2 protein-coding genes are annotated in these 2,501 nt (G+C 40.1%); both read right to left on the bottom strand.

Annotation, left to right across the window (positions count from 1 at the left end; translation table 11 throughout):
- Positions 1–432: 432 nt before the first annotated feature.
- Positions 433–1,440, bottom strand: a complete 1,008-nt coding sequence (locus H6F50_RS25260; protein WP_190430812.1) for a hypothetical protein — start codon at positions 1,438–1,440, stop codon at positions 433–435.
- A 163-nt stretch (positions 1,441–1,603) separates the two neighbouring features.
- Complete coding sequence (locus tag H6F50_RS25255; RefSeq protein WP_190430811.1) at positions 1,604–2,131, bottom strand: hypothetical protein; 528 nt, start codon at positions 2,129–2,131, stop codon at positions 1,604–1,606.
- Between the last annotated feature and the right edge of the window lie 370 nt (positions 2,132–2,501).

The following is a 2,501-nucleotide window of genomic DNA, read 5'->3' as shown; positions in this document are numbered from 1 at the left end:
ACGCGATCGCTGACACGCAAAACAGCGTTGTAGCCAGCCAACGTCCTACAGTTGAAAGCCCTTTCGTAAAATAATTTGGTTGCATAGAACACAATCTCATTAGGTTTAGCAATTCTATATTTACTTCATTTGGCTTATCAGCTAAACCGCTCTCTAGACAGATGTTCCATTATCACAAATTGTTCAAATAATTCCCTCTTCCGATAGATTGAACAAATATCATCCAGCCTGCATATGCTTAAACTTAATAGAGTAACAACCTAATAATTCTATTTCTATTAGACTACAATATCCCTACTGGTTAACTGACAAAACTCAAGATATCGCACGACAAGATTTGACTGTAAACTTTTATTGCAACTAGTATTAATTCTGTTTTTTCAAGGCAACTGCATCCGTCAGGATTCTCTTATTCGTGTGCTTGAATTTATTTCAGTTGTGAGAAGGAGTACTGCCGTCAGCGGGTGGAGTCGGCTTAGATGCTAATTCAGGAGTGCTATCATTTGCGGATGTAGTTGTTTCCGTGTCTTTTTTAGCTTGCCATAAAAGTGTTTTTATCTTCTGTAAATGCTCAAATGGCAAAACGGTACCCTTAGTAATCTTCAGTTTAGTCGTCCCGCTAGGACTTTCGGAGTGTTTTCGCACTTCCTCCACCAGCTCTTTGAAAATCTCAATCGCTTCGTCTACTTTAGGATTTACTCCTTGAATTTGATTCAAATGTTTGCTGACTTCCTCGAAGTCGCTGGGGTCTAAAGTCGCGTCTCTAGTAAACTTTAGCTCAGTCAAGCCTCTAGGACTTTCTGAATGCTTTCGCACTTCTTGTACTAACTTGTCAAAATCTTTAATTGCTTCATCGATTGGTTGTTGCGGTTTAATACTTCTTGCACTGACCTCGTTTATCCCAGTTTGAAGTACCGCGACTAATAACCGATCCTGTAGAGCGCGAAAGATCAAAGTACCTGCGGAACCAGCAACGGCGGAGGTTGCTAACAGGATAAAAGCCGTTTCTGGTCGGACAATCGCGATAGCTGGAGGTGCAGCAAGGGCACCAATGAGTAACCGTGCCACTACCCCTAAATCAATCACATTTGTAGAATGAGCATAGGCAAACTTTACTGCTAAATCATCATCGGTCGGCTTATGAGGTAACTCAATATTTCCCTGGAGATTGAGCAGTTCGTAGACTAACCCACCTAGGCTTCCAGCAGCGAGGATTACCCCAAGCATCATCCAAAATTTGCAGTCAGCCAAATTAGGAGTTTCTAAAATTTCTTTTACATTTATCTCCCAGTTGTTGGGTTTAATTTGATTTGAATTTGGAATAGGGCTGGATGTGGGAAGTAGAGTTGGGCGTGGGGAAACGCTTTGACTGTAGGCTGCTGTAGCCGTCAGGCTCGTAGTTAGAAGAATGCTAGAAATAATAATGTTTATGTGCTTCATCTTTTAGTTATTTGCTTCTAATTTGATATGGTTATAGTTAAAAAAATGCTATAGCAATCGTATTTGAATTGCGATATGCCAGCAGGTCAGAATCCCTCACCTCTTGCACGGATGGTTGAAACCGCACCTACACAAACGAAACCTGCCTACGCAAGTTACAAGACTAAATCTTGTCTGTTGTTTTAGAAATCACGAGAGCAGCAGTATAAGCTGATTTTTGAGTTTCTGATCCACTAATGGGAGCTGGCTGAAGGTCTACAAACTTAATATTATAGTTGCTGTCAAAGTTTTGAACTGCTAATGCTGGATTTCCGCCACCAGTGGTCAAAACAAAATCTCCTGTATTTTGACTGCCTTTCCAAATATTTACCACGATTTTTGCTCGTCCCGCCCAAATACACTGAACATTAATAGGACAGCGCGAATCTTCTGTGATGTCAGTAAATTTAACCCAAATATTTTCATCAGATAAAATAGCGGTTTCGTTTAAATTTATCTGAAACTCACGATTTAATTGAGTAATAATTAACTTGCCGTTTTGTTGAGCGAGTAATTGGGAAGCTGGTAAGATAGTCGGTTGGGTGGCTAGTTGAGGGTCTTTTTGTGCTAAAGATAAGGATTGAATACTGAAAACAATTGCACAAGCCAAGACGAGAAGGAATAATCTAATTTTGGGATTCTGCAATTTCATGATTGTTGTTCCTTTTCATCTTTTTTAAGAAAATAAAATATTTCGTCTTATTCGGAGGCAAAAAAATTAGTGGCTCGCAGTGAAATAGGTGGATGAACTAGATGCGATCGCGTATTTCCTCCTATCCATTAATCTAGCTCAATATTAAGGATAGTATGCCTTAAAGATATAAGCGATCGCATCACAATAAACCTACATTCCGCAGGTTCTGGGTAGAGTCAAAGAGATTTTTTGAAATAGGAGTCAACGGCAACCTACGCCAAATCAAGCTGTTAGGTCAACAGAGTTGATAATAACGACTGGCATCGGTTCCCAAAAAGCGGAGAATTTTCCGTCGTTCGGGTGTGAGATTGGTAATCTGCTTGAGGTC

Source organism: Coleofasciculus sp. FACHB-712, assembly GCF_014695635.1.
In the GTDB taxonomy this organism is placed as follows: Bacteria; Cyanobacteriota; Cyanobacteriia; order Cyanobacteriales; family FACHB-T130; genus FACHB-T130.
This window is presented reverse-complemented; position numbering and strand designations above follow the sequence as displayed.

Bases quoted from the DNA above. Each gene is read 5' to 3' on its own strand.
- H6F50_RS25255 (WP_190430811.1), bottom strand. From the start codon at position 2,131: ATGAAATTGCAGAATCCCAAAATTAGATTATTCCTTCTCGTCTTGGCT.
- H6F50_RS25260 (WP_190430812.1), bottom strand. From the start codon at position 1,440: ATGAAGCACATAAACATTATTATTTCTAGCATTCTTCTAACTACGAGC.